Source organism: Acinetobacter sp. LipI_23 (assembly GCF_058243045.1).
Genome location: NZ_JBZAYJ010000001.1, coordinates 1,636,475 through 1,662,545, shown reverse-complemented (window position 1 = coordinate 1,662,545; position 26,071 = coordinate 1,636,475). Strand labels below are relative to the sequence as shown.

The following is a 26,071-nucleotide window of genomic DNA, read 5'->3' as shown; positions in this document are numbered from 1 at the left end:
CCAATTGATTATTTAATCATTTTGAAATTGAGCAGCCAACAATCCCCTTTCGATTTCACGAAAGCTTATGAAATTTTCTTAACGAATAACTTTTTAGTGTAAAATGAACCAACATCAATATAAAAACAATGAATAGCCACCGATTTTGTAGACACCTTTTAGTTAGATAAAATGGCTAATTAACGAGGTGCTTATGAGCAGTAAACGATACCCTGAAGAATTCAAAATTGAAGCAGTAAAACAAGTCACTGAGAAAGGTCATAGTGTGGCTGAAGTTGCTACACGTTTAGGAACCACTACACATAGTCTGTATGCTTGGATCAAACGTTATGATCCACAGCAGCCCAAGACAACAGAATCTAGTGATCCAACTACAGAATTAGCGAAATTAAAAAAAGAGCTGCAAAGGGTCACTGAAGAAAGGGACATATTAAAGTGAAAGCACTGCTTTCACGCCGCTTCGCAAGCCAGTCCAAATGAGTTACGCCTTTATTCGGGACAACCAACATATATGGTCTGTTCGTCGTTTATGTTCAACGTTAGATGTTCATCACAGTGGTTATTACGCCTGGTTAAAGAAACCTACCAGTATAACTGCGAGGAAGCGGCAACAGCTTTCAGGATTAATTAAACAGTTCTGGTTGGAATCTGGCGGAGTCTACGGTTATCGCAAGATTCATTGTGATTTGAAAGACGTTGGCGAAAGTTGCGGTATCAATCGAGTACATCGACTCATGAAGGCGAATGGTCTCAAGTCACAGCGTGGCTATCGCAAACCTAGAGCTAATGTTAGTACTCCATCGATTGTGGCTCGAAATACTTTAGACAGACAGTTTAACCCCACCCAGCCCAACCAGTTGTGGGTGACTGACATCACTTACCCTTTTCGACAATCAGCTCAATCAGGCCAATATCTTCAAAATCCATCAGCACTTCGCTGTCATCGGCACGGATATACATATCCAACAAATGCCGCATTGCAGGCTCAAAACGCTTCAGCTCAACCAAATCACCACTGGCCAATTTCACCTCATCCCGAACCTTCTCATAATGAGCAACCTCATCACGGACTTTTTCAATATCTTCCACGGAATAGCCAGCATCTGGCATTTCATTGGCAATATTGGCAAAAGCACGTAGCAATTTGGCGACATTTTGATAAAGAGTCAGACGTAGTGATTCTTTTTCACTAAGCTCATCCTGATTACTACCCGATTCGCCACAGAAGTAATGAATATAATCTTGGCTGTTACGTGGAAATTTCACAGGTTCACATAATGCTCTGACCATTTCTAATGCATTGTCTAAATCCAGTCTCGCCTGTTCTAAGCGATCCTTCAGTAACCCAGCAACGTCTTCCTTATCATAGCCATCAAAAGCCCCCTGAGTGTAATCAGAGATTGCTTTATCGATGGATCTGAATAAATCTTTATAGTCGACAATATAGCCATACTCTTTATCATCGCCATCAAGGCGATTTACACGACAAATCGCCTGAAACAGGTTATGGTCGGCCATCTGCTTATCAATATACAAATAGGTAGCCGATGGTGCGTCAAACCCTGTTAAAAGTTTATCCACCACAATCAACAAACGCATTTGTCCTGGCTCTTTGATAAAGCAGTTTTTAACTTCTTTTTCAAACTCTTCGACCCGACTCGCTGCCTGCTCTTCAGGTTGCTCGAAGTAGTCTGCTAGCATCCTACGGTAAATGTCGTACTTAAACAGCTTCTCTGTCAGTCCCTCGCCCGTTTCTTCGCCTTTGATACTCGCTGCTGTTGGCTGAAAACTGGTAACAATCGCGACTTTGCCTGCCAGATCAGTCTGACTAAACATTTCATAGGCCTTACATGCTTGATAGACGCTAGAGCACACCAACATAGCATTACCATAACCATCCATCAAACGTGGCTTGGTATCCATATCGAGTAAAATGTCGTTCACGATCTGCTGTAACCGGGATTTGCTGGAAAGCACCTTTTGCATGGTGCCCCACTTCTGTTTAAGCTGGATCTTGGCAAGCCGTGATAGCCCCCTTGTCTTTGCTTCAAACCACTCATCTACTTTTTTCTGTGAAGTAATATTCTGGTCAATATCCCTTGCTTCATAGCGCAGATCCAAGACCACGCCATCAGCAACGGCTTCATCAAATTTATAGGTATGAATATAAGAGCCAAACACCTCAATAGATTTCTTCTTATCCTTTTTCATCAAAGGCGTACCAGTAAAACCAACAAACATGGCTTCTTGAACCGTACCGGGTTTGTCGGAGATTTTTTTATTTAAGTTAGGCCACCTGACCTAACGGGTTAATCTTATCATAGTACATTGCTTCAAACTCAAAAGGCGATACATAACCCAGTGCACTGTGTACACGCTTTTTATTGAACCAATATACCCAGTTTAGTGTCGCAAGTTGTACATCTGCTAAACCTTGCCAATCTGCTTTTAAATATTCAATCACCTCTGTTTTGTATAAGCCATTCACCGTTTCAGCCAGAGCATTATCGTATGAATCACCAGTTGTACCGACTGATGCTCGTAAATTTGCAGCTTCTAAACGATTGGTATAGCGAATAGAAAGATATTGAACACCTCTATCTGAATGATGAATCACATTCTTAGGCATACCTCGATCGTGCAATGCTTGCTCCAATGCATCGAGCACCATATCTGTATTCATCCGTGTAGATACTTTCCATCCAACAATTGCTCGTGAGAACACATCAATAACAAATGCGGTATATACCCAGCCTGAATGAGTTTGAATATACGTAAAGTCACCCACCCATAGTTGGTTTGGATGATCAGCATTAAAATTACGTTTCACTAAATCATCTGCCCGTTTTTGGTCATCTCGGTTACGAGTAGTTTGTTTATTCTTACCACGCCAAACACCTTGTATACCTAGCTTTTGCATCAATCGAGCAACTGTACAGCGTGCAATAATATAGCCTTCACGTTTTAATTTTTGCCAGACTTTACGTACACCATATCGACCTGAACTTTCCTTCCAAATTCGTTTAATTTGTTCAGCATGATGCAAGTCATGTAAATCTCGTTTCGCTCGATGTTCTGGATTGTCCGCGAGATCTAAAGTCCGGTAATAGGTTGAAGGTGCGATAGGTAAAATTCTACAAATCGCTTCAACACCATATCGATCTTTATTGTTATGGATAAAATCCACCATTATTTGTGTGGGCGGTCGAGCTCCGCCTGGGCGAAAAAAGCGGCTGCTTTGCGTAGAATTTCATTGGCACGTTTTAATTCTTTAATTTCACGTTCCATTTGCTTCATTTTTTCTTGGTCAGATATCTGTTGTACTTTGGCAGGATTTAGTTGATCCAGATGCTTTAAATACCAAACACGCAATGTTTCAGGAGTACAACCGATTTTAGGAGCAATAGCTGTGATTGCTGCCCAAGTAGAAGGATAATCTTTTTCAGATTCAATTAGTAATTGAACCGCTCTTTCTCTGATTTCAGGGGTATATTTTAATTTTGTCATCGGGATAGTTTCTCAGAATATTGACTCTCCGACAAACCCGGTACGGTTCATCTGGTAAAATCGACTTCATTGCCTCATGTAGTTTTCCAGATTGTGTACGGTGACATTCATCAACAAACACAAACAAATCGCCCTTTGCTTTAAAATCTTTAGGCAATGACTGCTTTAACTCTTCAATAAACTCATCAGTTGCAGCATCATTTTCCGAATCAGACTGGCGACCAAATTTATGCACCAAAGAGCAAATCAACCACGGATTGGACATGTTTAAGGTTGAGACTAAATCCGCACCACTTTTCGTCCGGTAGATCTCTTCTTCTACGCCAGTGAAGACCTTTTCAATCTGTTCATCCAATTCAGTACGATCTGTCACAATCAGAACACGACTGTCTCTTACATTCTCACGTATCCATTTGGCTAACCACACCATCGTCAGGCTTTTGCCTGATCCCTGCGTATGCCAAATGATTCCACCTTCGCGTTTCGCCACATGACGTTTTGCAGCTTCAATGCCAAAGAACTGGTTATGACGGCAGGTTTTCTTAATACCCGCATCAAACACAATAAAGTCATGGATAATTTGTAAAAAACGCTGCTTGTTACAAATACGACTTAAATGAAAATCTAGTCGATGACTATAAGGATTACTAACCTCTTCTTTCCACTCTAAAAAATATTTTTCAGCAGTTTCTATCATGCCATAGCGAAGTCCCTGGGTATCATTCCCAGCCATTACTAACTGCATAGTCGTAAAGAAATTACGGATGAAATCTTTCTTCTGATTATCCAGATTCTGACGGATACCTTCAGACACTGAAACAGAGGAACGCTTCAGCTCAAGTACTCCTAAAGCGATGCCATTCACGTAGAGCACGATATCGGGACGTTTCTTATTCTCCCCCTTAATCGATACCTCTTCAGCAATCGCAAAATCATTTTCTTCTGGATTGTTCCAATCAATCAGCCATACGGTTTGATTAAGTTCACCTGCACCCTCTTTATCTTTCACACCATAGCGCAGTAAACGATAAACATCTTTGTTGGCATAATAGAGTTTCTTCCCTTCACCTAATGCGGCAGCTGCATCTAACTGACGAATCGCACGGTTGATGAGTGCATCACTCACTCCACGTTTTTTTAGCCAAGTGGTCAGGATATCAATCTCAATATTTTTATTGTTCTCTCGATCCTGCCAGTCCCCTAAATAGCGATAGCCAAGTTCTTTCTGAAAAAACTGCACAATACGATTTTGTGTAATGCGCTCGCGCTGACCTACATTACTCATTGTTATTTCCTTTTTCACTGTCCATTATTAATAAGGTCAGCATTTCTTCTTCATGTTGCTCTATTTGAGCTCCCCCCCAGGTACCATCTTTCTCAAGTAACCGGATCATGCGATACAGCTTAAGGGTATCAATCTTTTTGTCTGCAATCGAAACCGTAAAGTGTTCACGCTTGGCATTTGGCTGGTAATTACTTAACCGTGAATTTTTACTATGACTAATCAAACATAAATTACCAAAGCGATCTAAATATTCTCTCGGAAGGTAGATATGACCATCCATAGGGTGCTGAGGATAAAAATGCTCAACAGAACTACGGAACGTAAATTCAAACTGTTTAATCACTTCATCTGGTTGTTCTGAGCGCAACTGATCGCACCAGATTAAATAATCCAGGTAGTTGAATACAAAATTGTTTTCAATATTTCCGAAACTTAATTTTGAAGAATCAATTTCGCTAGGAATCACTACTTCATTATGATCAGCATATATCATCTTAAAGTAGTCTGCCCCGTCTCCTGATTTCAAGAAACGAGAGAATACAAACTGTCTGGCCAGTTTCTCCAATGCTGCTAAATACTCATTCGCATTCACATGATCTTGCCGATATAGATAGTACAAAGCCCCATTGGCACTGTTGCAAATAGAGATTTGAGTCGATGATGTTCCCTTTAAAAAGTACTTAGAGACCGAAAACCCTGTTGATTAGACACACTTCACCCTGAGGCTGACCATAATAAAATGACGATGCTTGTCCTTTACGTAGTGCACGCATGACTTCAATACCTTTAATTGTGGCATAAGCCGTCTTCATAGATTTGAATCCTAATGTGGCCCTGATGATCCGCTTTAGCTTGCCATGATCACATTCAATCACGTTATTTTTATACTTAATCTGCCTGTGCTCAAGGTCTGGTGGACATTTACCTTCCCGTTTTAACCGTGATAAAGCACGTCCATATGTGGGTGCTTTATCCGTGTTGATCACTTGTGGAATTTGCCACTTCTTCACATTATTTAAAATTTTTCCAAGAAAACAATATGCTGATTTGGTATTACGTCTAGAAGAAAGATAAAAATCAATGGTATCGCCACGTTGATCGACTGCACGATACAGATAAGACCATCGTCCATTCACTTTTACATAGGTTTCATCAATATGCCACGAGCTCAGATCTGTAGGATTACGCCAATACCAGCGTAAACGTTTTTCTATTTCAGGAGCATAACGTTGAACCCAACGGTAAATAGTCGTGTGATCAACATTCACACCCCGTTCGGCCAGCATTTCCTGCAGTTCACGATAGCTAATGCCATATTTAAAATACCAGCGCACAGCCCAAAGAATGATTTCGCCCTGAAAATGCCGACCATGGAAAGGATTCATATGCTGCACCTTTAGCTAAAACAGTCTTCAGCTTACCATTCGTGGTTATTTACAACAGTGCCGATTTTTTGAAAAAAGCATAGGTCTAGATAATCAAGCTAGATTTTTTAGAACTCCACATTGGTCAATTGTACATAAACCATCACAAGTACCTCTTAAATCAGATAATTGTTCAATAAGCTTTTGTTGCTTGTTTAAATTTTCTCTGATAGCACTGACATGTAAGTCAATTAATTCATTCACATCTGAACAATTTTTCTTGGGATTATCTTTATAGGTGAGTAATTGACGAATTTCATTCAAACTCATATTTAAAGTTCGGCAATTCAAAATAAACTTAATTCGCTCAACATAGCCTATATCGTAAAGGCGGTAATTTCCTTCCGTTCTTTCCGGTTCCGGAATTAAACCTTCCTTTTCATAAAACCTAATTGTTAATACTGAACATGAGGTTTTTTTAGAGAGTTCACCAATTTTTAAATGCATTGAGTTGTTATTTCCAAAAAATCTTGACTCTATAGTAACTATAGGGATTCTAATATTCAAAGTTTATAAATTTTTTTAATGGGTATAACTATGAGTGGCTGTGGATGTAGTAAAGAAACACCATGCGAAGATAAGAAATCTCAACAAGAAAATCATCCATCAATTGCAGAAGCAAGCAATTCAAAGAATTGTGATAATACGCCTAGCTGTTGTGGTGAAGAGGAAGAAGAAAAATCTTCATCTCCTTGCTGTAACACTTCAAACAGTTGTGAAGATACCGCTCAATCCTGTTGTGGTTCTGATCCCAAAGAAAATTTAAGCACTGAAAACGTTTTAAAAGATTCGCACTACATGAGTGAATACTTAGTTCCCAAAATGGATTGTTCTGCGGAAGAACAGATGGTTCGTATGGCGCTATCTTCAATTGATGGTGTTCAAAAACTCATCTTTGATTTACCTAACCGGTCTTTAAAGGTTCTACATAATCAAAAAGATGAAAATATAACTACCAAACTTGAAGCTTTGGGTTTTGGTGCAAAGCTTGTGAAGACTGAAACTTATATAAGCAATCAACAGGCTAAGCAAACAAGTACCTATACCATTCCTAAAATGGATTGCTCTGCTGAAGAGCAAATGGTCCGTATGGCTCTTGCAGATATTGAAGCAGTTAAAGGTCTTACTTTTGATCTTCCCAATCGAAAACTGAAAGTCTTCCATAATGAAGGGAGTCAGCAAATTACGGCCAAACTTGAAGGACTGGGTTTTGGGGCGAAACTTGATGAAACACAGCTTTCTTCAGGCGGTATACCTAATGAACCTGATCCTGTGAGACAAGCTAAAGTACTTAAACTGTTATTAGGCATTAATGCTCTACTTTTCTTTATAGAATTCATCAGCGGAATTATTGCTGCGTCTACAGGATTGATTGCTGATTCTCTAGATATGTTTGCCGATGCAGCCGTTTATGGTATTGCGCTATATGCCGTCGGAAAAGCTGCGAAATATCAAGTGAAAGCAGCCCATTTCGCAGGTTGGATTCAGTTATTACTTGCTGTCATCGTGATTATTGATGTCATTAGACGATTCATGTTTGGAAGCGAGCCAGAATCAACGCTCATGATTGTTATTGGCCTGCTCGCACTTATAGCTAACGTGACATGCTTATATCTTATTTCTGGTCATCGAGAAGATGGCGCACATATGAAAGCCAGTTGGATTTTCTCGGCGAATGACGTTGTGGTAAATATGGGCGTTATATTTGCCGGTGTACTCGTGGCGTGGACGGGATCAGCTTACCCAGACTTAATCATTGGCATCCTGGTTTCTTTATTCGTGCTTAATGGTGCTCGAAAGATTTTGGCTTTGAAGTAAGAGTATCGAAAATGAATCTATTTCAAGTTAAACAAAATCAGATCGTCAAAATTAGAGATCTCAAAAAAGGTAATCAATACAGTCATACCACTGATCCCGTATTGGAACGGCTCCAACTATTAGGTTTTAGAGAGGGTGAAACTCTACAAGTACTCGCTAAAGGTGTTTTTGGCGGAGATCCTGTTTTAGTTCAGATTGAAACTTCAAGATTCGCATTAAGAAAGAATGAAGCTGAAAGAATTTTTGTAGAGTTAGTATCCAATGAAGATTAAGAATATTGCATTAGTCGGTAATCCAAATTGCGGAAAAACCTCTTTATTTAATACACTTACTGGTACGCGACAAAAAGTTGCCAACTATGCTGGGGTTACCGTAGAAAGAAAAGAAGGTTCTTTTAACTTACCTTCTGGTGATGCAATACGAGTATTGGACTTACCCGGAACTTATAGTTTAAAACCTAGTAGTTTAGATGAAGAAGTCACCAGGGCAGTTTGTTTGGGCGAGCTAAAAGGTGAAATTCTACCCGACATTTTTATATGCGTCGTAGATGCCACAAATTTAAGCTTACATTTGAGCTTGGTTCTCGAAGTTCGTGCTTTAAATCGCCCTATGATTCTTGTATTAAATATGATGGATGAGGTCAAAAAGCGTGGTATTTCCATTGATAAGGATAAACTGTCTCAACTGTTAGGTATCCCTGTAGTTGAAGCTGTCGCAGTTAAAACAAAAGGAATTCAAGATTTAATTAATCAATTATAGGACTTACGCATTGACGGATTCAAAAAAGTATTAAAATACTTTATAAAGTATCTGTGATCAGACGAATTAAACATGCTTCTACAGCAACTTGTACATTACCCATTTATATGGGCTTTCTCATGACAGAACCGAACTCTATTAGCTGCACACAACTTGCCGAGACTTATAACATCTCGCATGATAGTGTAAATCGCTTTCTAGAACGTGAAGACTACACACCTCACGACCTATATCAAGAAGCAATTCAACATATTGATAATAATAAACTTATAGTCAGTATTGATGATACTGTTTTAGATAAACCCTATAGTCAACATATGGACTTGGTTAGCTATTTTTGGTCAGGCAAACACCACCGATCCGTCAAGGGTATTAATCTCATTACCTTGTATGCGACAGATCAGAATGGTCAAAATATTCCAATTAATTTCCGAATTTATGACAAATCTGAAAGTAAAACCAAGAATGATTACTTTATGGATATGTTAAGTGAAGTACTCAGTTGGGGTGCAAAGATTCAATTTATTACAGGTGATAGTTGGTATTCATCGACTGGAAATCTAAAAACCATAAGAAAATATGGTATTCGATTTATGTTTGGTATCGACTGTAACCGTAAGGTTTCCCCAGAAAAAGGACAATGGTTTCAACTGCGTTTATTGCCAAATTTCCATCAGGGTCAAGTGGTCTGGCTCAAAGATTTTGGCTTTGTACAATTATTTAAGACTCAGTTAAAAGAACAGCAGAGGTTTTATATTGTGCATCAAGATGAAGATGATTTATTGTCCTTTGAGGGTTTTCATGAATTACATTCAAGTCATTGGAAAATAGAGCAATATCACCGGGTGATTAAACAGGTTTGTCATATTGAAAAGTTTCAAGTAAGACGATCTAAACTGATTTTGAATCATATTTTTTCAGCCTTGATGGCCTACGTCGAGATACAAAAGAACCAGTTTGAGCGGATCTTTGAAAATGTATATCGTTGGCAGAAGAAATTATTTAGACCAGTTATCAAAAACTTCATTGATGACTTTATTCTCGATAAAAATCATCTGCTACCACAGAGAATCTATAAATAATAGTGCGTAAGTCCTAAATTAGATCAAAAAAATCTTTTTATTACTCCTTATCATTCTGAATTAAGTCATTTTGAACAGGTCAAACAAATCACCAAACAAGTTATTTTAAATAATGACAATGGTGATAAAAGAACCGCATTTCTAGATAAAATTTTTCTACATCCTGTATTGGGTTTAGTAATCTTAACTTTAACCATGTTTGTGATGTTCCAGGCGGTATTTATATGGGCAACGCCTTTTATTGAATTCATTGAAAATTTTGTCGCATGGTTCAGTGATTTTATTGGACCACTAATCCAACATCCTCTATTAAAAAGCTTGGTTGTGGATGGGGTAATTGCTGGTGCAGGTAGCGTGCTTGCATATATGCCTCAGATTTTGATTTTATTCTTCTTCATTTTAATGCTTGAAGAGTCAGGCTATTTACCCCGGGCAGCATTTCTTTTAGATAAATTAATGTCTAAAGCCGGGCTTAGCGGCCGTTCATTTATTCCTCTGCTATCCAGTTTTGCTTGTGCCATTCCCGGAATTATGGCAACCAGAAGTATCAGCTCTGAACGGGACCGATTAGCAACAATTATGATTGCACCCTTGATGACCTGTTCAGCAAGATTGCCAGTATATGCTTTATTGATCGCGGCATTTATTCCGAACCAATTAATCTACGGCTGGTTAAGTCTGCAAGGATTAGTCCTTTTTGGTCTTTATATGTCGGGAATAGTCTCAGCGTTATTAGTTTCAGTGTTTCTGAAATTGGTTCGAAAAGATAAAACTGAAAGTATTTTTATTTTTGAACTTCCCACATACCGAATTCCAGATATTAGAAATATTGCATTAGGCTTATATGATAGGGCAACTATTTTCTTAAAACGAGTTGGTGGCATTATCGTCGCACTGTCTATCTTGTTATGGGTGCTAGTCACGTTCCCTCAACCACCAGATAATGCAAGCATGCCGGCCATTAACTATAGTTTAGCTGGTCAGTTAGGACATTTAATTCATCCTATATTTGCGCCTATTGGGTTTACATGGGAAATATGTATTGCACTCATTCCTGCTATGGCAGCAAGGGAAGTTGTAATTGCTGCTCTTGGGGTGATTTATGCGATGTCAGGTGATGAAGATACAGTAACTCAAAGTCTGTTAAGTCAAATTTCAGGCCCGGATGGATGGGGGTTAGCCACAGGTTTATCATTATTGGTATGGTTTATTTTTGCTCCCCATTGTCTTGCTACGTTAGCAACAATTAGACGAGAAACTGGCAGCTGGAAACAGCCCATCATTATGGCAACTTATTTGTTTGCATTAGCCTACATCTTTTCATTCATCACATATCAAGTTGCGAGTAATTTTTAATTAGCAAATGAATAAAAGAGGGGAGCTAGCTCCCTTATTTTATTGAAATACTCACTATAAATGAAGTGCTTTTACAAGGAAAACTGCATAGATATCAATAATATTAAACAGCTTCCTAAGAAAACTTCTAATTTAATTATAAATTATGAAAGAGTTCCCTCTTTTTAGTGCAATTCATGAAATTAGGTTTAAATATCAAAAATTATGGCTTAATGAATAGCATGATCTTGTAGACACTTTTAGTGAAATAATAATCAAAATATTGGAATGCTCCCAGTAGCCTAGACACAAAACCGATTCTAAAATTCTTATACTCGATATGGATAATTATTCTGAAAATTTTTTAGTATTAATTTCTTGTAGATAAGTGAAGATCTCATCTACTGTAGCTCTCGCTGTTCTAGAAACGCCAATTAATGTTGCAGATGCCATACCTGTCCAATCTCCATATCCAACTAACCACAAGTTAGGTAACTTAATAGACCTTCCATTTTGAACTTCTACAAAGTTATCTCGCTCTACTATATCTATACTTTTTAGATGATTTAATGAAGCCTTAAATCCAGTACACCAAATAATCACATCAATTTTCTCTTTTTTTCCATCTGGCCAAATAACTGCATCTGTAGCTAAAGATTGAAAAGGTGGACGGCTATGTAAGACTCCTCTATTCCTTGCCTCTTTGACACTATCGATCATCACAATATCACCTAGGCCACCTATTGGCTGGTCAACTTTTCTTCCTTCTTGTTGTACTTTTAAACGCTCAGTTGCTCTTAAAAACAGTACTCGACCATCGACATCATCAGGTAAAAATTGAGGCGGAGTTTTTGTGACCCAAATGGTTTCAGCAACTTGTGAAACCTCAGCGAGTATTTGCGCGCCCGAATTCCCCCCACCCACCACGATGACTTTCTTATCTTTAAATGGATCTGCATTCAGGTAATGGGCTGAATGTAACTGCGTGCCTTGAAAGTTTTCCTGTCCCGGATAATCAGGAATAAACGGCTGGCGCCATGTCCCTGTTGCACTGACCACCACCTTGGCTCGCCAAAACTTTTCTCCAGCATATACGTCTAAATACTTTCCCTTCGATTCCACACGATCGACATGTACTGGACGAACAATCGAAAATTGATATCTCTGTTCATAAGCCGATAAATACTGGATCACCTCATTTCGTGTTGGATAGGTCTGTTCAGTGATGGGCATCATCCAACCGGATAGAGAACTCCAGGTATTAGGAGAAAAAAGACGCAATGACTCCCAGGTATGCAGCCAGGCACCCCCCGCTTGATTTTGCTCATCCAATATAATGAATGGGATTTTCTTGCGCTTTAAAAAATAAGCGGTAGATAAAGCGGCCTGCCCACCACCGATAATGATCACATCAGTTTCAGTCTGTTTCTGGTTCAAAGCCTTCACCTTTTCCTTATTTATCTCTGACTTCTTTAATGTAAAAACCCAATCATGAAGACTGGGTTTTTACAATATTCATTGTACCTTTAACAGCACTTCATCGGTACAGCATAAAAGTGTTACTGACCTGGCAATGAGGCGCAGTATTTAATACCATCCAGCATTTATAAACTGCGCTGATTTACACGCTTGGACAACTCTTCAGCCGATTCCTTGCGTTCAGAATAACGATCAGTCAGGTATTTGCTTTGACCACGAGTCAGTAGAGTGAACTTAAATAACTCTTCCATGACATCCACAATCCGGTCATAGAAAGCTGAAGGCTTCATTCGTCCATCTTCTTCGAATTCCAAGAAAGCTTTCGGAATTGAAGACTGATTTGGAATGGTGATCATCCGCATCCACCGCCCCAAAATACGCATCTGGTTCAGGCTGTTAAATGACTGTGATCCACCACTGACTTGCATCAAGGCAAGGGTTTTACCTTGGGTAGCACGGATTGCTCCTCCTGCAAGTGGAATCCAGTCTATTTGTGATTTAAAAATGGAACTCATAGAACCATGACGTTCAGGTGAACACCAGACCATACCTTCAGACCATGCAAGAAGCTCATGCAGTTCTTTTACTTTTGGATGCTCAGTATCCGCATCTTCTGGCAAAGGAAGGCCCCACAAGTGATAGATACAGATAATGAACCGTACCGGGTTTGTCGGAGACTTTTTTATTTAAGTTAAGCCACCTGACCTAACGGGTTAATCTTATCATAGTACATTGCTTCAAACTCAAAAGGCGACACATAACCCAGTGCACTGTGTACACGCTTTTTATTGAACCAATCTACCCAGTTTAGTGTCGCAAGTTGTACATCTGCTAAACCTTGCCAATCTGCTTTTAAATATTCAATCACCTCTGTTTTGTATAAGCCATTCACCGTTTCAGCCAAAGCATTATCGTATGAATCACCAGTTGTACCGACTGATGCTCGTAAATTTGCTGCTTCTAAACGATTGGTATAGCGAATCGAAAGATATTGCACACCCACCCCTGTCGGAATGATGAATCACATTCTTTGGCATGCCTCGATCGTGCAATGCTTGCTCAAGTGCATCGAGCACCATATCTGTATTCCTCCGTGTAGATACTTTCCATCCAACAATTGCTCGTGAGAACACATCAATAATAAAGGCGGTATAGACCCAGCCTGAATGAGTTTGAATATACGTAAAGTCACTGACCCATAATTGGTCAGGTCGATCAGCACTAAAATTACGTTTCACTAAATCATCTGCTCGTTTTTGATCATCTCGGTTGCGGGTAGTTTGTTTGTTCTTACCACGCCAAACACCTTGTATATCTAGCTTCTGCATCAATCGAGCAACTGTACAACGTGCAATAACATAGCCTTCACGTTTCAATTTTTGCCAAACTTTACGTACACCATATCGACCTGAACTTTCCTTCCAAATTCGTTTAATTTGTTCAGCATGATGCTCATCATGTAGATCTCGTTTCGCTCGATGTTCTGGATTGTCAGCGAGATCTAAAGTTCGGTAATAGGTTGAAGCTGCGATCGGTAAAATCCTACAAATCGCATCAACACCATATAAGTCTTATTGTTATGGATGAAATCCACCATTATTTGTGTGGGCGGTCGAGCTCCGCCTGGGCGAAAAAAGCGGCTGCTTTACGTAGAATTTCATTGGCACGCTTTAATTCTTTAATTTCACGTTCCATTTGCTTCATTTTTTCTTGATCAGATATCTGTTGTACTTTAATAGGATTTTGCTGATCTAAATGCTTTTGATGCCAGGCACGAAGTGTTTCAGGAGTACAACCAATCTTAGGCGCAATTGCTGTGATTGCAGCCCAAGTAGAAGGATAATCTTTTTCAGATTCAATTAGTAATTGAACCGCTCTTTCTCTAATTTCGGGGGTATAGGTTGGTTTTTTCATCGGAATAGTCTCTCAGAATATTGAGTCTCCGACAAACCCGGTACGGTTCATAAAGCACACATATGGAGGTGCTTTGTCACGGTTAAAATGGGAAAGAAAATGTCCACCAGATCTTGAGCACAGGCAGGTTAAGTATAAAAATAACGTGATCGAATGTAATCATGGCAAGCTAAAGCGGATCATTAGGGCCACTTTAGGATTCAAATCGATGAAGACGGCTATGCCACATGCATCTATTCAGATGGCATTAAACACCGATGATGTACAGACGAAGTAGTAGCAGCCGATCCTACTAAAAGAATAGCAAACGATAAAAACAGCGATAAGCATGTTTTTAACCACTGCATAAAAATAGACCAAAAATTAAGCTTTTTTAGTTTTACAGATTCGAAAATAAATAGTAATAATTCATGAATAGTAGCCGAAGCTACCATTCATGAATCCAAATCATACTATTTTAAAAAACTAATTCGATGCCTGCACCATATTTCCAGCCTTTTTCAGAATCCGTAGCCTCTTGCATAGAAGTGGCTTTCTGTCCTTTTTCATATTGGTAAGCAACGTCAATAAAAGGTTTAATTCGCTTAGTAATTTCATATCGGGTTTTGATCCCCGTTTTTAGTTCTGATAAACCTGATTTTGCAGCATAGTTAGAATCATCGCTAAATATTACATCTGCTTCGATATAAGGTTGAGTAATAAGTTTCTGAGTTAAAAGCAAATCACGTTCTAATTCAAAACTTGCTCCCCAAAAATTATTCTCACCGCCATAAAGATATGCTTGTGTTTCAAAGAAATAAGGAGCTAGACCTAATATACCAATAACCCCATCCACTCGATCGCTGCTGCTGTTATTTTTATCTTCACTATATCTTACCCCAGCTTGTACATCCCAAAATGGGGCTACGTTACGGCTATAAAGTGCTGATACAGCATATTTTGGATCATTACTTTCTGACTTTTCCGAATTGGCTTCAATAAATAGACGATTTTCATCTGTCCCAATCAAAGTTTCAAACTTTGTTCCTAGGTTGCCCTTACCGTCTTCATCAACCATCCATTCATTTTCAAATTTTGTCGTTTGATAAATTTGTCCGCCATGTTCTTTAAGATGATCATCATGAGATGGGGCTGATCTCTTTCTTGCGGTCAGAATAATATTATCTCCCCCATTTGCATTTTCCATTGAATAATATTCTGGATACAATTCTTGGGGGCTATATCTTAAGCCACCAGACTCCTGTAATAAGACTCTCATACCATTTGTAATATTACTTTCTTGTTCCGAAGTGCTGCTATTAGCAAAAGTTAAGTTTGATATACTTACTAATGCAATTGATAAGACTGTTTTTGAGAAGAAATTCTTAGTGATTTGCATGTGGATTTACTCCCTTCTCACTTATTGGGGGCTGAGCAACAATATTTTTTGAAACACTATCTTTGTCTACTTGGGCGACAATTAGTTTATTCATCATTCCTGCACTCATATGGTAAAGCAGGTGACAATGAATAGCCCACTCACCTAACTCATCAGCTGTGAGTAGAGTGGTTATCGTTTTCCCAGGTGGAACAATTACCGTATGTTTGTTTGGCATATTGCTTGGATCCTGACCATTCTCAAGCTGCATAAACATGCCATGTAAGTGCATTGGGTGAGCCATCATACTGTCATTGACAAATTTTAAGCGAATACGTTCACCATACTTCACCACTAGTGGGTCGGCTTCATTAAATTTTTTACCATTTATTGTCCAAATATAACGCTCCATGTTTCCACCAAGACGGATCTCTATTTCACGTTCAGCTGCACGAGTGTCTTTTTGAGGATCTAACGATTGCAAATCACTATATTGCAATGCTTTATTACCTTCAGGTGTTGAAGCATTTGCCCATCCAAATACGGTATTATCATTCTTGTCTGAAGCCGCCTTAACAGTAGCGCTATTCATCGGCATATCATGATTCATACCTTTCATAGAAGACATATCATGATCCATACCTTTCATAGAAGACATATCGTGATTCATGCCTTTCATAGAAGACATATCATGATTCATATCTTTCATTGAAGACATATCATGATCCATACCTTTCATAGAAGACATATCGTGATTCATGCCTTTCATAGAAGACATATCATGATTCATTCCCATATCTTCCATAGTCAATAAAGAACGAGGACGAGGCTTAGGCATCTCAATTTGTTTGACTGCTGGGCTGCTTTCTTCATGTAATGTTCCCACTGAAAAACCGGTACGATCAATAGATTCAGCTTCAATTTGGTAATGTGCTTGTTTTGGTTCCACAATTACGTCATAAGTTTCAGCAGTACCAATACGGAACTCATCTACAGGAACGGGCTTTACAGGTTGACCATCAGCACTGACTACAGTCATTTTTAGGTTTGGAATGCGTACATCAAAGAATGACATAGCGGAAGCATTAATAAAACGAAGGCGAACTTTTTCACCAGCTTTGAAGTTACCCGTCCAATTTTGCTGAGGTGTCTTGCCATTCATTAAAAATGTATAACCAGTCACATCGGACATATCTGTTTTCAGCATTCGCATCTGATTCCACATAGAACGGTCTTGCCAAGTCGCTTTTAGCCCATCACGTTTAACTTGTTTTAATACATCGAATACTGTTTCGCGGCGGTTCTGATAGTAGTCTGCTTCTTTTTTAATATTTTTCATAATTTGATCACTTGTCGAATTATGAAAATCAGAAAGCAAAACAACGTAATCTTTATCGGTTTTTTCAGCAGCTGTTAGTGGAGTTTTATCTTTAGGATAAATAACAAAAGCACCATATAAACCGTCTTGTTCTTGTCCTTTACTATGTGAATGATACCAATAAGTACCATTTTGGCGGACTTTAAACTTATATTCATAAGTTTTATTAGGGGCAATGCCATTAAATTTGTTAAATCCAGGTACACCATCCATAATTCCAGGTAATAATAAGCCATGCCAATGGATTGAAGAGTCCTGATTTTTTAACTTATTCTGAACACGGATAACGGCCTCATCACCTTCTTCAAATTCAAGAAGTGGTGCAACGAATTTACCATTTACAGTAATTCTCTCAACTGGTTTTCCTGTGATATTTACAGTTTGTTCAGCGATTGTTAAATCATATTCTTTAACTGCCGCCATTACCCAAGTTGATGAAAATAAACCAACTCCAATTAAGAGTATATGACTTAACTTTTTTGACATTCTATCTCACCTTTAGAAAGATCAAGATTGAAGTAATAAAGCAAATATTTAGTATAAACTTTAATACTTCTTTCTCGCTATTTATAAAATTATTTATTGCTACTAGGCATATTCATCTTTGAATGATCCATTTTAGAATGGTCCATATTCATCATAGAATGATCCATTTTTGACATGTCAGATGAGTTAGGAGACTGATGTTGACTATGATCTTGCTGAGTCTTGTCATCTTTTTCCATTTTACAAGGTTTTGTACAAGGTTCCTGTGCTTTTACCGTTTTAGTGGCACTTGAGGTTGATACATCTTTTGCCCAAGATTGAGTACCAGCAATTAAAGTTCCAGCACACATTAAAATTGTTAGACTACGACGCACTACAGTTTTCATAAGTTTCTCTAAAAGTTAATTTCTTGCTACTACAATAAAGTGAAGCATTGAACATCTAAGTGACTTGAAAATGACATTTTTGTAATCTATCTCGATCAGATGTTTTATAACGTTATTATAGTTTTAATGAATGACTTAGGATTCGGAAATGAGAATACTATTAGTTGAAGATGAACAAAAAACTGGTGATTATCTCAAGCAAGGTTTATCCGAAGCTGGCTATATTACGGACTGGGTTACAGATGGGTTAACGGGTAAACATCAAGCTCTTTCTGAAGAGTATGACTTAATTATTTTAGACGTGATGTTACCTGGACTAAATGGTTGGAATATTATCAATGATATTCGTAGCAGCGGTAAAACAATGCCCATTCTTTTTCTTACCGCCCGAGATCAAATCGAAGATCGAGTAAAAGGTTTAGAGTTAGGCGCTGATGATTATTTAGTAAAGCCTTTTGCTTTTGCAGAGCTTCTTGCTCGAATCAAAACTCTCCTTAGACGAGGGCAACAAAGAGAAGATAATAATATTATTAAGATTGCTGATTTAGAACTCGATTTGAGAAAACGTCGGGTAACACGAGCAGGTCAACGCATTGATCTGACGGCAAAAGAATTCGCGCTTATGGAGCTTTTCATGCGTAGACGAGGTGAAATTTTACCAAGAGCGCTGATTGCTTCTCAAATTTGGGATATGAATTTTGATAGTGATACGAATGTCGTTGAAGTCGCTATTAAAAGATTAAGAAGTAAAGTTGATAGTAACTTTACCCCCAAATTAATTCAGAATATTCGAGGAATGGGGTATGTACTAGAGGTAGAGGATGAATAATAACTTATTCAAAGCGATCAGTTTTCGGATCGGTATTATTTTCTCATTATCTACTATTTTCATTCTAATTATTATGGGCTTATTCATAAATAAATTGGTAATACATCATTTTGAGACTCAAGACCGTACCCAATTAGAAGGTAAAATCCAGCTGATTCAGAATCTTATCCAACAGAATCCTAAAAACTCTCCAGAACTTAATCTGTATTTGAGAGACGCTTTAGTTGGACACCATGATCTTATGGTTCAAATAGAACGACCGACAGGTAAAGTTTTATTTAGTTCAGCACCTTCAACAATTAATACTCAACACTTAACCAAGTCTGCAAATAACTCTTGGATTAAATGGCAAGTTCAAAATAAGACCTATCGTGGCATGATCTACACTACAGGTATAAATAGAAATTCTGAAATACAATCTGTACGAATTATTGTTGGGATCGATACATCAGAACATCTACATTTTCTAAAAGATTTTAAGCGTCAACTTTTGTATATTGGTTTGGCTGGTACAATTTGTTTAATGTTTTTAGGTTGGTTTGCAACCTGGAGAGGTTTAAGACCAGTGCAAAAAATGGCTAAGGTCGCAGAAGGAATTTCTGCTCAACATCTTTCAGAACGTTTAGAAGTTGAGCATACACCAACCGAACTAAAATCATTGGCAATCGCCTTCAATGCTATGCTGGACAGACTAGAGTCAGCTTTAGAAAAACTTTCCGATTTTTCATCTGATTTAGCACATGAAATTAGAACACCGATTAATAATTTAATGACCCAAACTCAAGTATGTCTCGCCCGTAACCGAGATATTGGTACTTATCAAGAAATACTATTTTCTAATTTAGAAGAATTTGAACGTTTGGCTCGAATGGTGTCCGATATGCTTTTCTTGGCAAAAGCAGAACATGGCTTAAATTTACAGAACTTACAGAATATTGACCTCATTAAAGAAGTTACCGCTTTATTTGATTTCTATGACGCTCTAGCTGCCGAAAAAAATATGACACTTCAACAAACAGGATCTGGCAATGTAAAAGGTGATCCTGCTATGTTACGTCGCGCACTCAGCAACCTATTGTCTAATGCAGTTAAATATGGAAACAAGAATTCTACAATACAGATAAAACTTCAACAGAATTTAGATAACACAATATTTTCAATTGAAAATGAAGGCCCTGAACTCTCTCCTGAACAACTATCCAGATTATTTGATCGTTTTTATCGAACAGATGCGTCTAGACAAAGAACAGAAGAAGGAACCGGCTTAGGGCTTGCCATAACAAAATCTATTCTTGATATGCTTGGGGCGACCATCCAGGCTGAATCCCTCAATGGTCGAATCATTTTTACCATTGTTTTTCAAAGTGAATCCATGCAAGGGGAATCATTTTAACTCATTTTTTGAACATCTTCCATTTACCCGAGTTGACCTTACATAAAGCTCAAACTGAGAGCCAGAGCTACGCCAGCACCTATCATGGCAATTGTGTAGCCAAATATGATAGCTCGGCCAAACTGTGCCCCCCCTGTCATCCATGCAATTGTCGCTTTGCTTAACATGTTGCTCAGTGTGGCCAGCCCTAGCGCGACAGCAGCCACATTTGTTGTTAAGCCTTCAGTACTATGCAGGCGGGCAAGTGAGATAAAATAGCATCTACGTCTGCTAGCCCAGAAATAGTCGATAATACGAAGATGCCGCTGGTGCCCAACCATTGTTTTGCTGCCGGGACCAACACTGCCATGACAGCCAGGAAAGCAGCGAAGCTGAATGCTGTCCCAAGATCAAAAGGAGCCATTGCTTCTATTGTTCGATCGTTGTTTTCAGCGCTGGTAATTTGGCGTTGTCTCCACAATGCCATACCCAGCAGAAGGATTCCCGCAATCATCATTGCACCACCAAAAGTGCTTAGCAATGCTGGCTCAATGACGCCTATCAGCACAACCATACGAAAAAACATGATGCCACAGGCAGCCAATGTTCCAGAAATAGCAGCACTGACCATGACGGGGTGCTGGCGTGTATAGCGTGCCAGTGCGACAGTTGCAGCTGTAGAAGATGCCAAACCACCCAATAGACCTGTCCAGAGTATGCCTCTTTCTGAACCGGTGAGCCGCATGGCAAAATGACCTGCCAGAGAGAGTCCGGCAATCAGGATCACTGCCCACCATAACTGGTAAGGATTTAATGCAGCAAAAGGTCCCATACCCGTATTGGGTAAGTAAGGTAATATAACGACAGAAAGTACCAGTAACTGTAGAGATGCGGTTAATTCACGATGTTCGATCAAGCGTAACCAACCATGTAAGGTTGGCTTGAGATCCAAAAATACAGCCACGATGACAGCCGCTGTTAATGCTAAAGTAACATTACCATGGGATGCATATGCACCTAAAACTAATGTCAACAGCATCGCGATCGTCGTGGTAGCGCTTAGATTACCGGAAAGTTTTGCGGTACGCGCGTAGGACACTGTTAATAATAAGGAAAGCCCTAATACGGCCGCGACCAGCGGCCAAGGCCCGAAGTTTGGTTGTAAATGACCGAGCACTCCTCCGAGCAATCCTGTCAATGTGAAGGTAGGTAGGCCTGCTACTCGGCTGCCCTCGGGCAATTCACGATCGTGCCATCCTCGTTCTAAACCAATGAGCAGGCCGATGGCAAGTGCTGCAATAAGACCTGGTACATCTGGTGGAAGAAAAGAACTCTCTATCATAACTTTTTATTTCGCAGGCGAAGGGCATTCGTGATGACTGAAGCTGAACTAAAACTCATCGCCAAGGCCGCAATCATGGGTGACAATAACCAACCGGTAAATGGATAGAGTACGCCAGCTGCGATTGGGATACCCAAGGCATTGTAAAGGAAAGCAAACATGAGGTTCTGTTTCATGTTGCCAACAGTAGCTTCCGAAAGTGAACGGGCAACCGCGATACCGCGTAAATCTCCCTTGACCAAGGTAACTTGAGCACTATTCATTGCGACATCAGTTCCGGTCCCCATAGCGATACCGACATCAGCCTTGGCTAGTGCTGGTGCATCATTGATTCCATCGCCAGCCATTGCCACGATGCGACCTTGCTTCTGCAATTTGCTGACAAGTTCGAGTTTATCTGCGGGTTTAACTTCACCATGTACCTCATCAATACCCAGACGTGATGCGACTGAACGGGCAGTGGTGAGACCATCTCCTGTTGCCATCACGATACGTAGTCCAGCTTCCTTCAGGGTGGCAAGTGCTTCAGGGGTACTTTTTTTGATGGGATCGGATACTGCAAGCAGGCCGGCCAATTCACCATTGATGGCTAGATGCATCACACTTGCACCTTCTGAACGCAGCTCTTCGGCTTGCGGAATCAGAGATTGTACCGAGATACCTAATTGCTCCATCAGTGCTGTGTTGCCCAAAGCTAACTGACGATCGCCCACTTGACCTCGAACACCAATCCCTGAGCCTGATTCAAAATTATCTGGTGTTTCAAGAGGCAGGCCACGTTCGTGTGCTGCATTTACAATCGCTTCGGCTAGCGGGTGTTCACTGCCTTGATCAAGACTGGCGGCTAAACGTAATACTTCAGATTCATCGAAACCTGATGCGGCAACCACACGATCGAATACAGGGCGTCCTTCGGTCAACGTACCTGTTTTATCGATGATTAGTGTGTCAATCTTGCGCAGATTCTCAATGGCTGCTGCATCGCGGAACAACACACCATGAGTAGCACCTTGACCCGTTGCAACCATGATAGACATTGGAGTTGCCAAGCCTAGTGCACAAGGACAGGCAATAATGAGTACTGCCACAGCATTGATTAATGCATAAACCCAGCTCGACTCTTCTGGGCCGAATAGTCCCCATCCAAAGAAGGTAAGCAAGGCAATGGTCACTACAGCCATGACGAACCAACCTGCTACCTGATCAGCCATACGTTGCATTGGTGCTCTCGATCGTTGAGCTTGCGCCACCATCTGTACGATCTGGGATAACATGGTACTTGAACCAATTTTCTCTGAACGCATGATCAATGAACCATTGGTATTCAGGGTAGCTCCAATGACTTTATCGCCGATACGTTTAGTGATAGGTAAAGGTTCACCTGTCAGCATCGATTCATCCACTGAACTACTTCCTTCAGTGATTACACCATCCACAGGCACTTTTTCACCTGGGCGAATTCTGAGTAAATCTCCTACATGGACATGCGTTAGAGGAACATCTTCTTCAGTTCCATCAGGCAGGATTCGGCGAGCTGTTTTAGGAGCGAGCCCAAGGAGTGACTTAATTGCAGCAGAAGTTTGCGAACGTGCTTTTAACTCCAATATTTGTCCCAGTAGGGTCAATGAAATGATGACCGCTGAAGCTTCAAAGTAAACAGCGACACGACCCATGGAGATAAATGAGTCTGGAAAGATTTGTGGTGCAATGGTCGCAACCACACTGTAAATAAAAGCAGCCCCTGTACCTAGACCGATCAGGGTCCACATGTTTGGGCTGCGATTCACAACCGATTGCCAACCACGGGAAAAAAATGGCCAACCTGCCCACAGTACAATCGGGAGTGACAACACTAATTCAATCCAGCTCTGAACTGCCATGTCGAATAGGTTCAGTTGATGGCCAAACATTGCCAAAAAAGTCACGACTATGGTGAGTGGCAGTGTCCACCAGAAGCGTCGACGGAAATCACGTAACTCAGGATTCTCATCTTCCTCTAACTCGGGAATGAGTGGTTCCAGTGTCATTCCGCATTTAGGACAGTTTCCAGGATGATCCTGTCTAATTTCTGGATGCATTGGGCAAGTATAGATGGTCGTGCCTGTTGTGCTTGCATCATTAACGGGTTGAACAGCCTGATGATGCTGTGTGTGTGCATCGGCATTCATAGTTCCAGATTTAGTGATGTATTGCACAGGGTTAGTATGAAACTTGGATTGACATTTATCACTGCAAAAAAAGTAAGTTTTCCCCTTGAATTCCTCATGGTATTTCGATTCTTCAGTAACTGTCATACCACAGACTGGGTCTTTCAATACGTCTGTTGTAGCCTGTGTCATATGATCCTGATTATGATTTTTTTGATCTAACATGAATAATTCTCTTATGGCAAAGTAGTTTTATGGCCGAATTTCGGAATAAATCTCGGAGTCTGTTGGGCATAGCTGTCATAGACAGCGCCAAATTGTTTACTCATTTCAGCCTCTTCCTTAATTGCCAAGCGGCTGTACATTAAGAGTAAGATTGGAAACATAATCAGTGTCAGTAAAGTTGGCCATTGCAATAAAAACCCCAGCAAGATCATTACAAAAGCTACGTATTGCGGGTGGCGTATGCGTGCATAGGGTCCGCTTACTGCCAATTGGTGATGACGTTGTGCGTGGTACAACACCTGCCATGCTTTTGATAGTAAATAGAAACCATAGCCCAAAAAAATATAACTCGCGATGTGCAGAATGCCAAAATGTGGATCACCCTTTTCGCCTAGTAGCGTTGACCATAAGTGACCTGAGTTATGCGACAGCAAGTCAAGTTCAGGAAAGCGAGTTTGTAGCCAGCCTGACAACAGATAAATTGTTAAAGGGAAACCATACATCTCGACAAACAATGCAATGATGAAAGCAGAGAAAGCGCCAAAAGTACGCCAATCTCGCGCTGTGGCGGGTTTAAAAAAACTGAAGGCAAACATAATGAAAATTGCCGAATTTATGATGACGAGCCACCACAGACCATAGGCTGATTCCGCATGATTCATGAGGGGTCTCCTGGTTCGCGTGATTTTTTATTATCTGATGTGTCTGGATTTTTCTGTTGATGATGGTGATGTCCATGACCACCATGCATAAAAATATGCATGAGTGGGCATGCTAAAAGGAGTAAAAAGGGTAAAACACCAACGACATGGGCCAAATGCTCGGTTAAGAGAAAATAGGCTGCCACACCACCAATCACGAATAGGCCGATGGCATAACGTGTAGACCAAAAGTTAGGTACTGAATTATGTTCTTGAGGTTGATGGTTCATGGTGCTTCCCTCTCTAATTCATGGGTAGTTGTGGAGGGAGGCATACAGTCCATCATCATCTGCATCATGGATTGCATCATGTCCATACGTTTTTCCATCATCTGCTGACGGTCAGCCATATTTGCATTCATGCTTTGGCCGCTCATCTGTTTCATCATGCTCATACCTCCTTGCATGAGTTTCATGTGCTCAGCCATAAGTTTTTGACGTTCTTGAGGGTTTTTTGCAGCCATCATCTTTGCATGCATGGCTTGCATTGCTTTCATGTGCTGGTCCATTGCAGCCATTTTATCTGTAGCAGTGGTGCTGGTAACTGTTTGCTTAATTGTTACTGCAGATGGTGCTGTTTTTTCAGGGTGGTGATCTTTGTGTTCATCGGATTGCTGTGCAAATGTATTCAATGACGCGGCTGCGATACATAAGCCCAAAAAAATGTTTTTGAATTTCATCATAATTTTTTCCTTTAAATAATTTGGAAGTAAAAGCTATGTTTTAGTACTGAACAGAGTCTAGGAATTTGACTACTAAACTGATGAAATTTTTGGTTATTCTCTGTCTCTCTTAAAAATTTTAGCACTATTAATTAATTATTTTTAAAAATGACAAAAATGTAATTTTGAGATCTTCTCGAAATATATAGTCTATGCTGAGATGACAAAAATTTTATTTAATATTAATCTTTTAAAACTATTAAAGTTGTTATGATTTTATGTGCTTAAAAAAATAAAAATGAAATGATTAGATGACTCCAAGGCTAGTTAGAGACACATTCTTAATGTAATTTACACTGTTATTCCTTTAAAGAAAAAATACAGTTGATCAAAATAGTTTTTTATAGAAAAAGGGTGGATAATTTAATTATTAAACTTATTGGTATATTTATTAGATAGATGGTAAAGAAGATTATTTTTAATATTAGGGTTTATAATCCAAATTTCAGAGTAAGGAATCTACTACTTATATAATAGAGATTCCATCTCCAAAACAATACTACTGTATGAATGAGTTGTATTCA

At 39.6% G+C, this 26,071-nt stretch carries 19 protein-coding genes, 8 pseudogenes and 2 other annotated features; of the genes and pseudogenes, 9 read left to right on the top strand and 18 right to left on the bottom strand.

Going from position 1 to position 26,071, the window contains the following annotated elements; all coding sequences use genetic code 11:
- Positions 1-193: 193 nt before the first annotated feature.
- Positions 194-881, top strand: a pseudogene (locus AC4CVD_RS08175) (IS3 family transposase); the annotation flags it as partial.
- Here AC4CVD_RS08175 and AC4CVD_RS08170 read toward each other — a convergent pair.
- The 6 genes from AC4CVD_RS08170 to cadR form a co-directional block, all read right to left on the bottom strand.
- Positions 874-2,241 carry a type I restriction enzyme subunit R domain-containing protein gene (locus AC4CVD_RS08170; protein WP_490752799.1) on the bottom strand — a complete coding sequence of 456 codons (1,368 nt, stop codon included), beginning with the start codon at positions 2,239-2,241 and terminating at the stop codon, positions 874-876. The pseudogene AC4CVD_RS08175 and the gene AC4CVD_RS08170 overlap by 8 nt on opposite strands.
- Before the next feature lie 46 nt (positions 2,242-2,287).
- Positions 2,288-3,507 (bottom strand): IS3-like element ISAba19 family transposase gene (locus AC4CVD_RS08165; protein ID WP_490752243.1). Its coding sequence is split into 2 segments (ribosomal slippage): positions 2,288-3,231 and positions 3,231-3,507, totalling 1,221 coding nucleotides; the frame shifts between segments, so codons are not numbered across the junction.
- Positions 3,116-3,232 (bottom strand) — a sequence feature (AL1L pseudoknot). It overlaps the preceding gene by 117 nt.
- Complete coding sequence (locus AC4CVD_RS08160; protein ID WP_490752797.1) at positions 3,482-4,792, bottom strand: HsdR family type I site-specific deoxyribonuclease; 1,311 nt, start codon at positions 4,790-4,792, stop codon at positions 3,482-3,484. Before AC4CVD_RS08160 ends, AC4CVD_RS08165 begins: the two co-directional genes overlap by 26 nt.
- Entirely contained in the window at positions 4,785-5,384 is a 600-nt protein-coding gene (locus AC4CVD_RS08155) for an HNH endonuclease family protein (RefSeq protein WP_062035445.1), read from the bottom strand. The genes AC4CVD_RS08160 and AC4CVD_RS08155 overlap by 8 nt, the downstream gene beginning before the upstream one ends.
- Positions 5,385-5,472: 88 nt before the next feature.
- Positions 5,473-6,177 (bottom strand): IS6-like element IS1006 family transposase, encoded by a 705-nt coding sequence (locus AC4CVD_RS08150; RefSeq protein WP_317112876.1) that lies wholly within the window; start codon positions 6,175-6,177, stop codon positions 5,473-5,475.
- Positions 6,178-6,270: 93 nt separating this feature from the next.
- Positions 6,271-6,663 (bottom strand): Cd(II)/Pb(II)-responsive transcriptional regulator, encoded by a 393-nt coding sequence (cadR, locus tag AC4CVD_RS08145; RefSeq protein WP_062032139.1) that lies wholly within the window; start codon positions 6,661-6,663, stop codon positions 6,271-6,273.
- Between the two features lie 90 nt (positions 6,664-6,753).
- Here cadR and AC4CVD_RS08140 point away from each other — a divergent pair, with 90 nt between their 5' ends.
- From AC4CVD_RS08140 to feoB, 5 genes and pseudogenes are all read left to right on the top strand, one after another.
- Complete coding sequence (locus AC4CVD_RS08140) at positions 6,754-8,034, top strand: cation efflux transmembrane domain-containing protein (RefSeq protein WP_062032141.1); 1,281 nt, start codon at positions 6,754-6,756, stop codon at positions 8,032-8,034.
- Positions 8,035-8,045: 11 nt separating this feature from the next.
- On the top strand, positions 8,046-8,306 hold the full coding sequence (locus tag AC4CVD_RS08135) for a FeoA family protein (RefSeq protein WP_004665962.1): 261 nt from the start codon (positions 8,046-8,048) through the stop codon (positions 8,304-8,306).
- A pseudogene (locus tag AC4CVD_RS08130) lies at positions 8,296-8,790 on the top strand (FeoB small GTPase domain-containing protein); the annotation flags it as partial. The gene AC4CVD_RS08135 and the pseudogene AC4CVD_RS08130, both read left to right, overlap by 11 nt.
- Before the next feature lie 56 nt (positions 8,791-8,846).
- Positions 8,847-9,875 carry an IS701 family transposase gene (locus AC4CVD_RS08125; protein ID WP_007116247.1) on the top strand — a complete coding sequence of 343 codons (1,029 nt, stop codon included), beginning with the start codon at positions 8,847-8,849 and terminating at the stop codon, positions 9,873-9,875.
- Between the two features lie 15 nt (positions 9,876-9,890).
- A pseudogene (gene feoB / locus AC4CVD_RS08120) lies at positions 9,891-11,231 on the top strand (ferrous iron transporter B); the annotation flags it as partial.
- A gap of 327 nt (positions 11,232-11,558) precedes the next feature.
- Here the strand turns inward: feoB and AC4CVD_RS08115 are convergent.
- The 3 genes and pseudogenes from AC4CVD_RS08115 to AC4CVD_RS08105 all read right to left on the bottom strand — a co-directional run bounded on the left by AC4CVD_RS08115 (position 11,559) and on the right by AC4CVD_RS08105 (position 14,603).
- On the bottom strand, positions 11,559-12,647 hold the full coding sequence (locus tag AC4CVD_RS08115; RefSeq protein ID WP_062032166.1) for an ArsO family NAD(P)H-dependent flavin-containing monooxygenase: 1,089 nt from the start codon (positions 12,645-12,647) through the stop codon (positions 11,559-11,561).
- A gap of 167 nt (positions 12,648-12,814) precedes the next feature.
- Positions 12,815-13,339: pseudogene (gene arsH, locus AC4CVD_RS08110) on the bottom strand (arsenical resistance protein ArsH); the annotation flags it as partial.
- Positions 13,340-13,380: 41 nt separating this feature from the next.
- Positions 13,381-14,603, bottom strand: a pseudogene (locus AC4CVD_RS08105) (IS3 family transposase).
- Positions 14,213-14,328, bottom strand: a sequence feature (AL1L pseudoknot). (Overlaps the previous pseudogene by 116 nt.)
- A 58-nt stretch (positions 14,604-14,661) precedes the next feature.
- On the opposite strand from AC4CVD_RS08105, the pseudogene AC4CVD_RS08100 reads away from it, so the two are divergent.
- Positions 14,662-14,823, top strand: a pseudogene (locus AC4CVD_RS08100) (DDE-type integrase/transposase/recombinase); the annotation flags it as partial.
- Positions 14,824-14,839: 16 nt separating this feature from the next.
- On the opposite strand, the pseudogene AC4CVD_RS08095 reads toward AC4CVD_RS08100, so the two are convergent.
- From AC4CVD_RS08095 to AC4CVD_RS08080, 4 genes and pseudogenes are all read right to left on the bottom strand, one after another.
- A pseudogene (locus AC4CVD_RS08095) lies at positions 14,840-15,037 on the bottom strand (hypothetical protein); the annotation flags it as partial.
- Between the two features lie 23 nt (positions 15,038-15,060).
- Entirely contained in the window at positions 15,061-15,981 is a 921-nt protein-coding gene (locus AC4CVD_RS08090) for a copper resistance protein B (RefSeq protein WP_062032146.1), read from the bottom strand.
- Complete coding sequence (locus AC4CVD_RS08085) at positions 15,968-17,824, bottom strand: copper resistance system multicopper oxidase (protein ID WP_490752792.1); 1,857 nt, start codon at positions 17,822-17,824, stop codon at positions 15,968-15,970. The genes AC4CVD_RS08090 and AC4CVD_RS08085 overlap by 14 nt, the downstream gene beginning before the upstream one ends.
- An 89-nt stretch (positions 17,825-17,913) precedes the next feature.
- The gene (locus AC4CVD_RS08080) at positions 17,914-18,210 is read right to left on the bottom strand and encodes a hypothetical protein (protein ID WP_004281865.1); all 297 of its coding nucleotides are present in this window, start codon (positions 18,208-18,210) and stop codon (positions 17,914-17,916) included.
- Positions 18,211-18,358: 148 nt separating this feature from the next.
- On the opposite strand from AC4CVD_RS08080, the gene AC4CVD_RS08075 reads away from it, so the two are divergent.
- The gene (locus AC4CVD_RS08075) at positions 18,359-19,039 is read left to right on the top strand and encodes a heavy metal response regulator transcription factor (protein WP_004663993.1); all 681 of its coding nucleotides are present in this window, start codon (positions 18,359-18,361) and stop codon (positions 19,037-19,039) included.
- On the top strand, positions 19,032-20,432 hold the full coding sequence (locus tag AC4CVD_RS08070) for a heavy metal sensor histidine kinase (protein ID WP_183173320.1): 1,401 nt from the start codon (positions 19,032-19,034) through the stop codon (positions 20,430-20,432). The genes AC4CVD_RS08075 and AC4CVD_RS08070 overlap by 8 nt, the downstream gene beginning before the upstream one ends.
- A gap of 38 nt (positions 20,433-20,470) precedes the next feature.
- Here the strand turns inward: AC4CVD_RS08070 and AC4CVD_RS08065 are convergent.
- The 5 genes and pseudogenes from AC4CVD_RS08065 to AC4CVD_RS08045 all read right to left on the bottom strand — a co-directional run bounded on the left by AC4CVD_RS08065 (position 20,471) and on the right by AC4CVD_RS08045 (position 25,508).
- Positions 20,471-21,753 (bottom strand): annotated as a pseudogene (locus tag AC4CVD_RS08065) (MgtC/SapB family protein).
- On the bottom strand, positions 21,750-24,125 hold the full coding sequence (locus tag AC4CVD_RS08060) for a heavy metal translocating P-type ATPase (protein WP_062032157.1): 2,376 nt from the start codon (positions 24,123-24,125) through the stop codon (positions 21,750-21,752). The pseudogene AC4CVD_RS08065 and the gene AC4CVD_RS08060 overlap by 4 nt, the downstream one beginning before the upstream one ends.
- 11 nt (positions 24,126-24,136) lie before the next feature.
- Positions 24,137-24,787, bottom strand: coding sequence for a methyltransferase family protein (locus AC4CVD_RS08055; protein WP_062032161.1), 651 nt, complete (start codon positions 24,785-24,787; stop codon positions 24,137-24,139).
- Positions 24,784-25,056, bottom strand: coding sequence for a DUF2933 domain-containing protein (locus AC4CVD_RS08050; protein ID WP_004755892.1), 273 nt, complete (start codon positions 25,054-25,056; stop codon positions 24,784-24,786). Before AC4CVD_RS08050 ends, AC4CVD_RS08055 begins: the two co-directional genes overlap by 4 nt.
- A complete protein-coding gene (locus AC4CVD_RS08045) occupies positions 25,053-25,508 on the bottom strand; it encodes an EMC3/TMCO1 family protein (protein ID WP_062032164.1) in 456 nt (151 codons plus the stop codon). The genes AC4CVD_RS08050 and AC4CVD_RS08045 overlap by 4 nt, the downstream gene beginning before the upstream one ends.
- Positions 25,509-26,071: the final 563 nt, after the last annotated feature.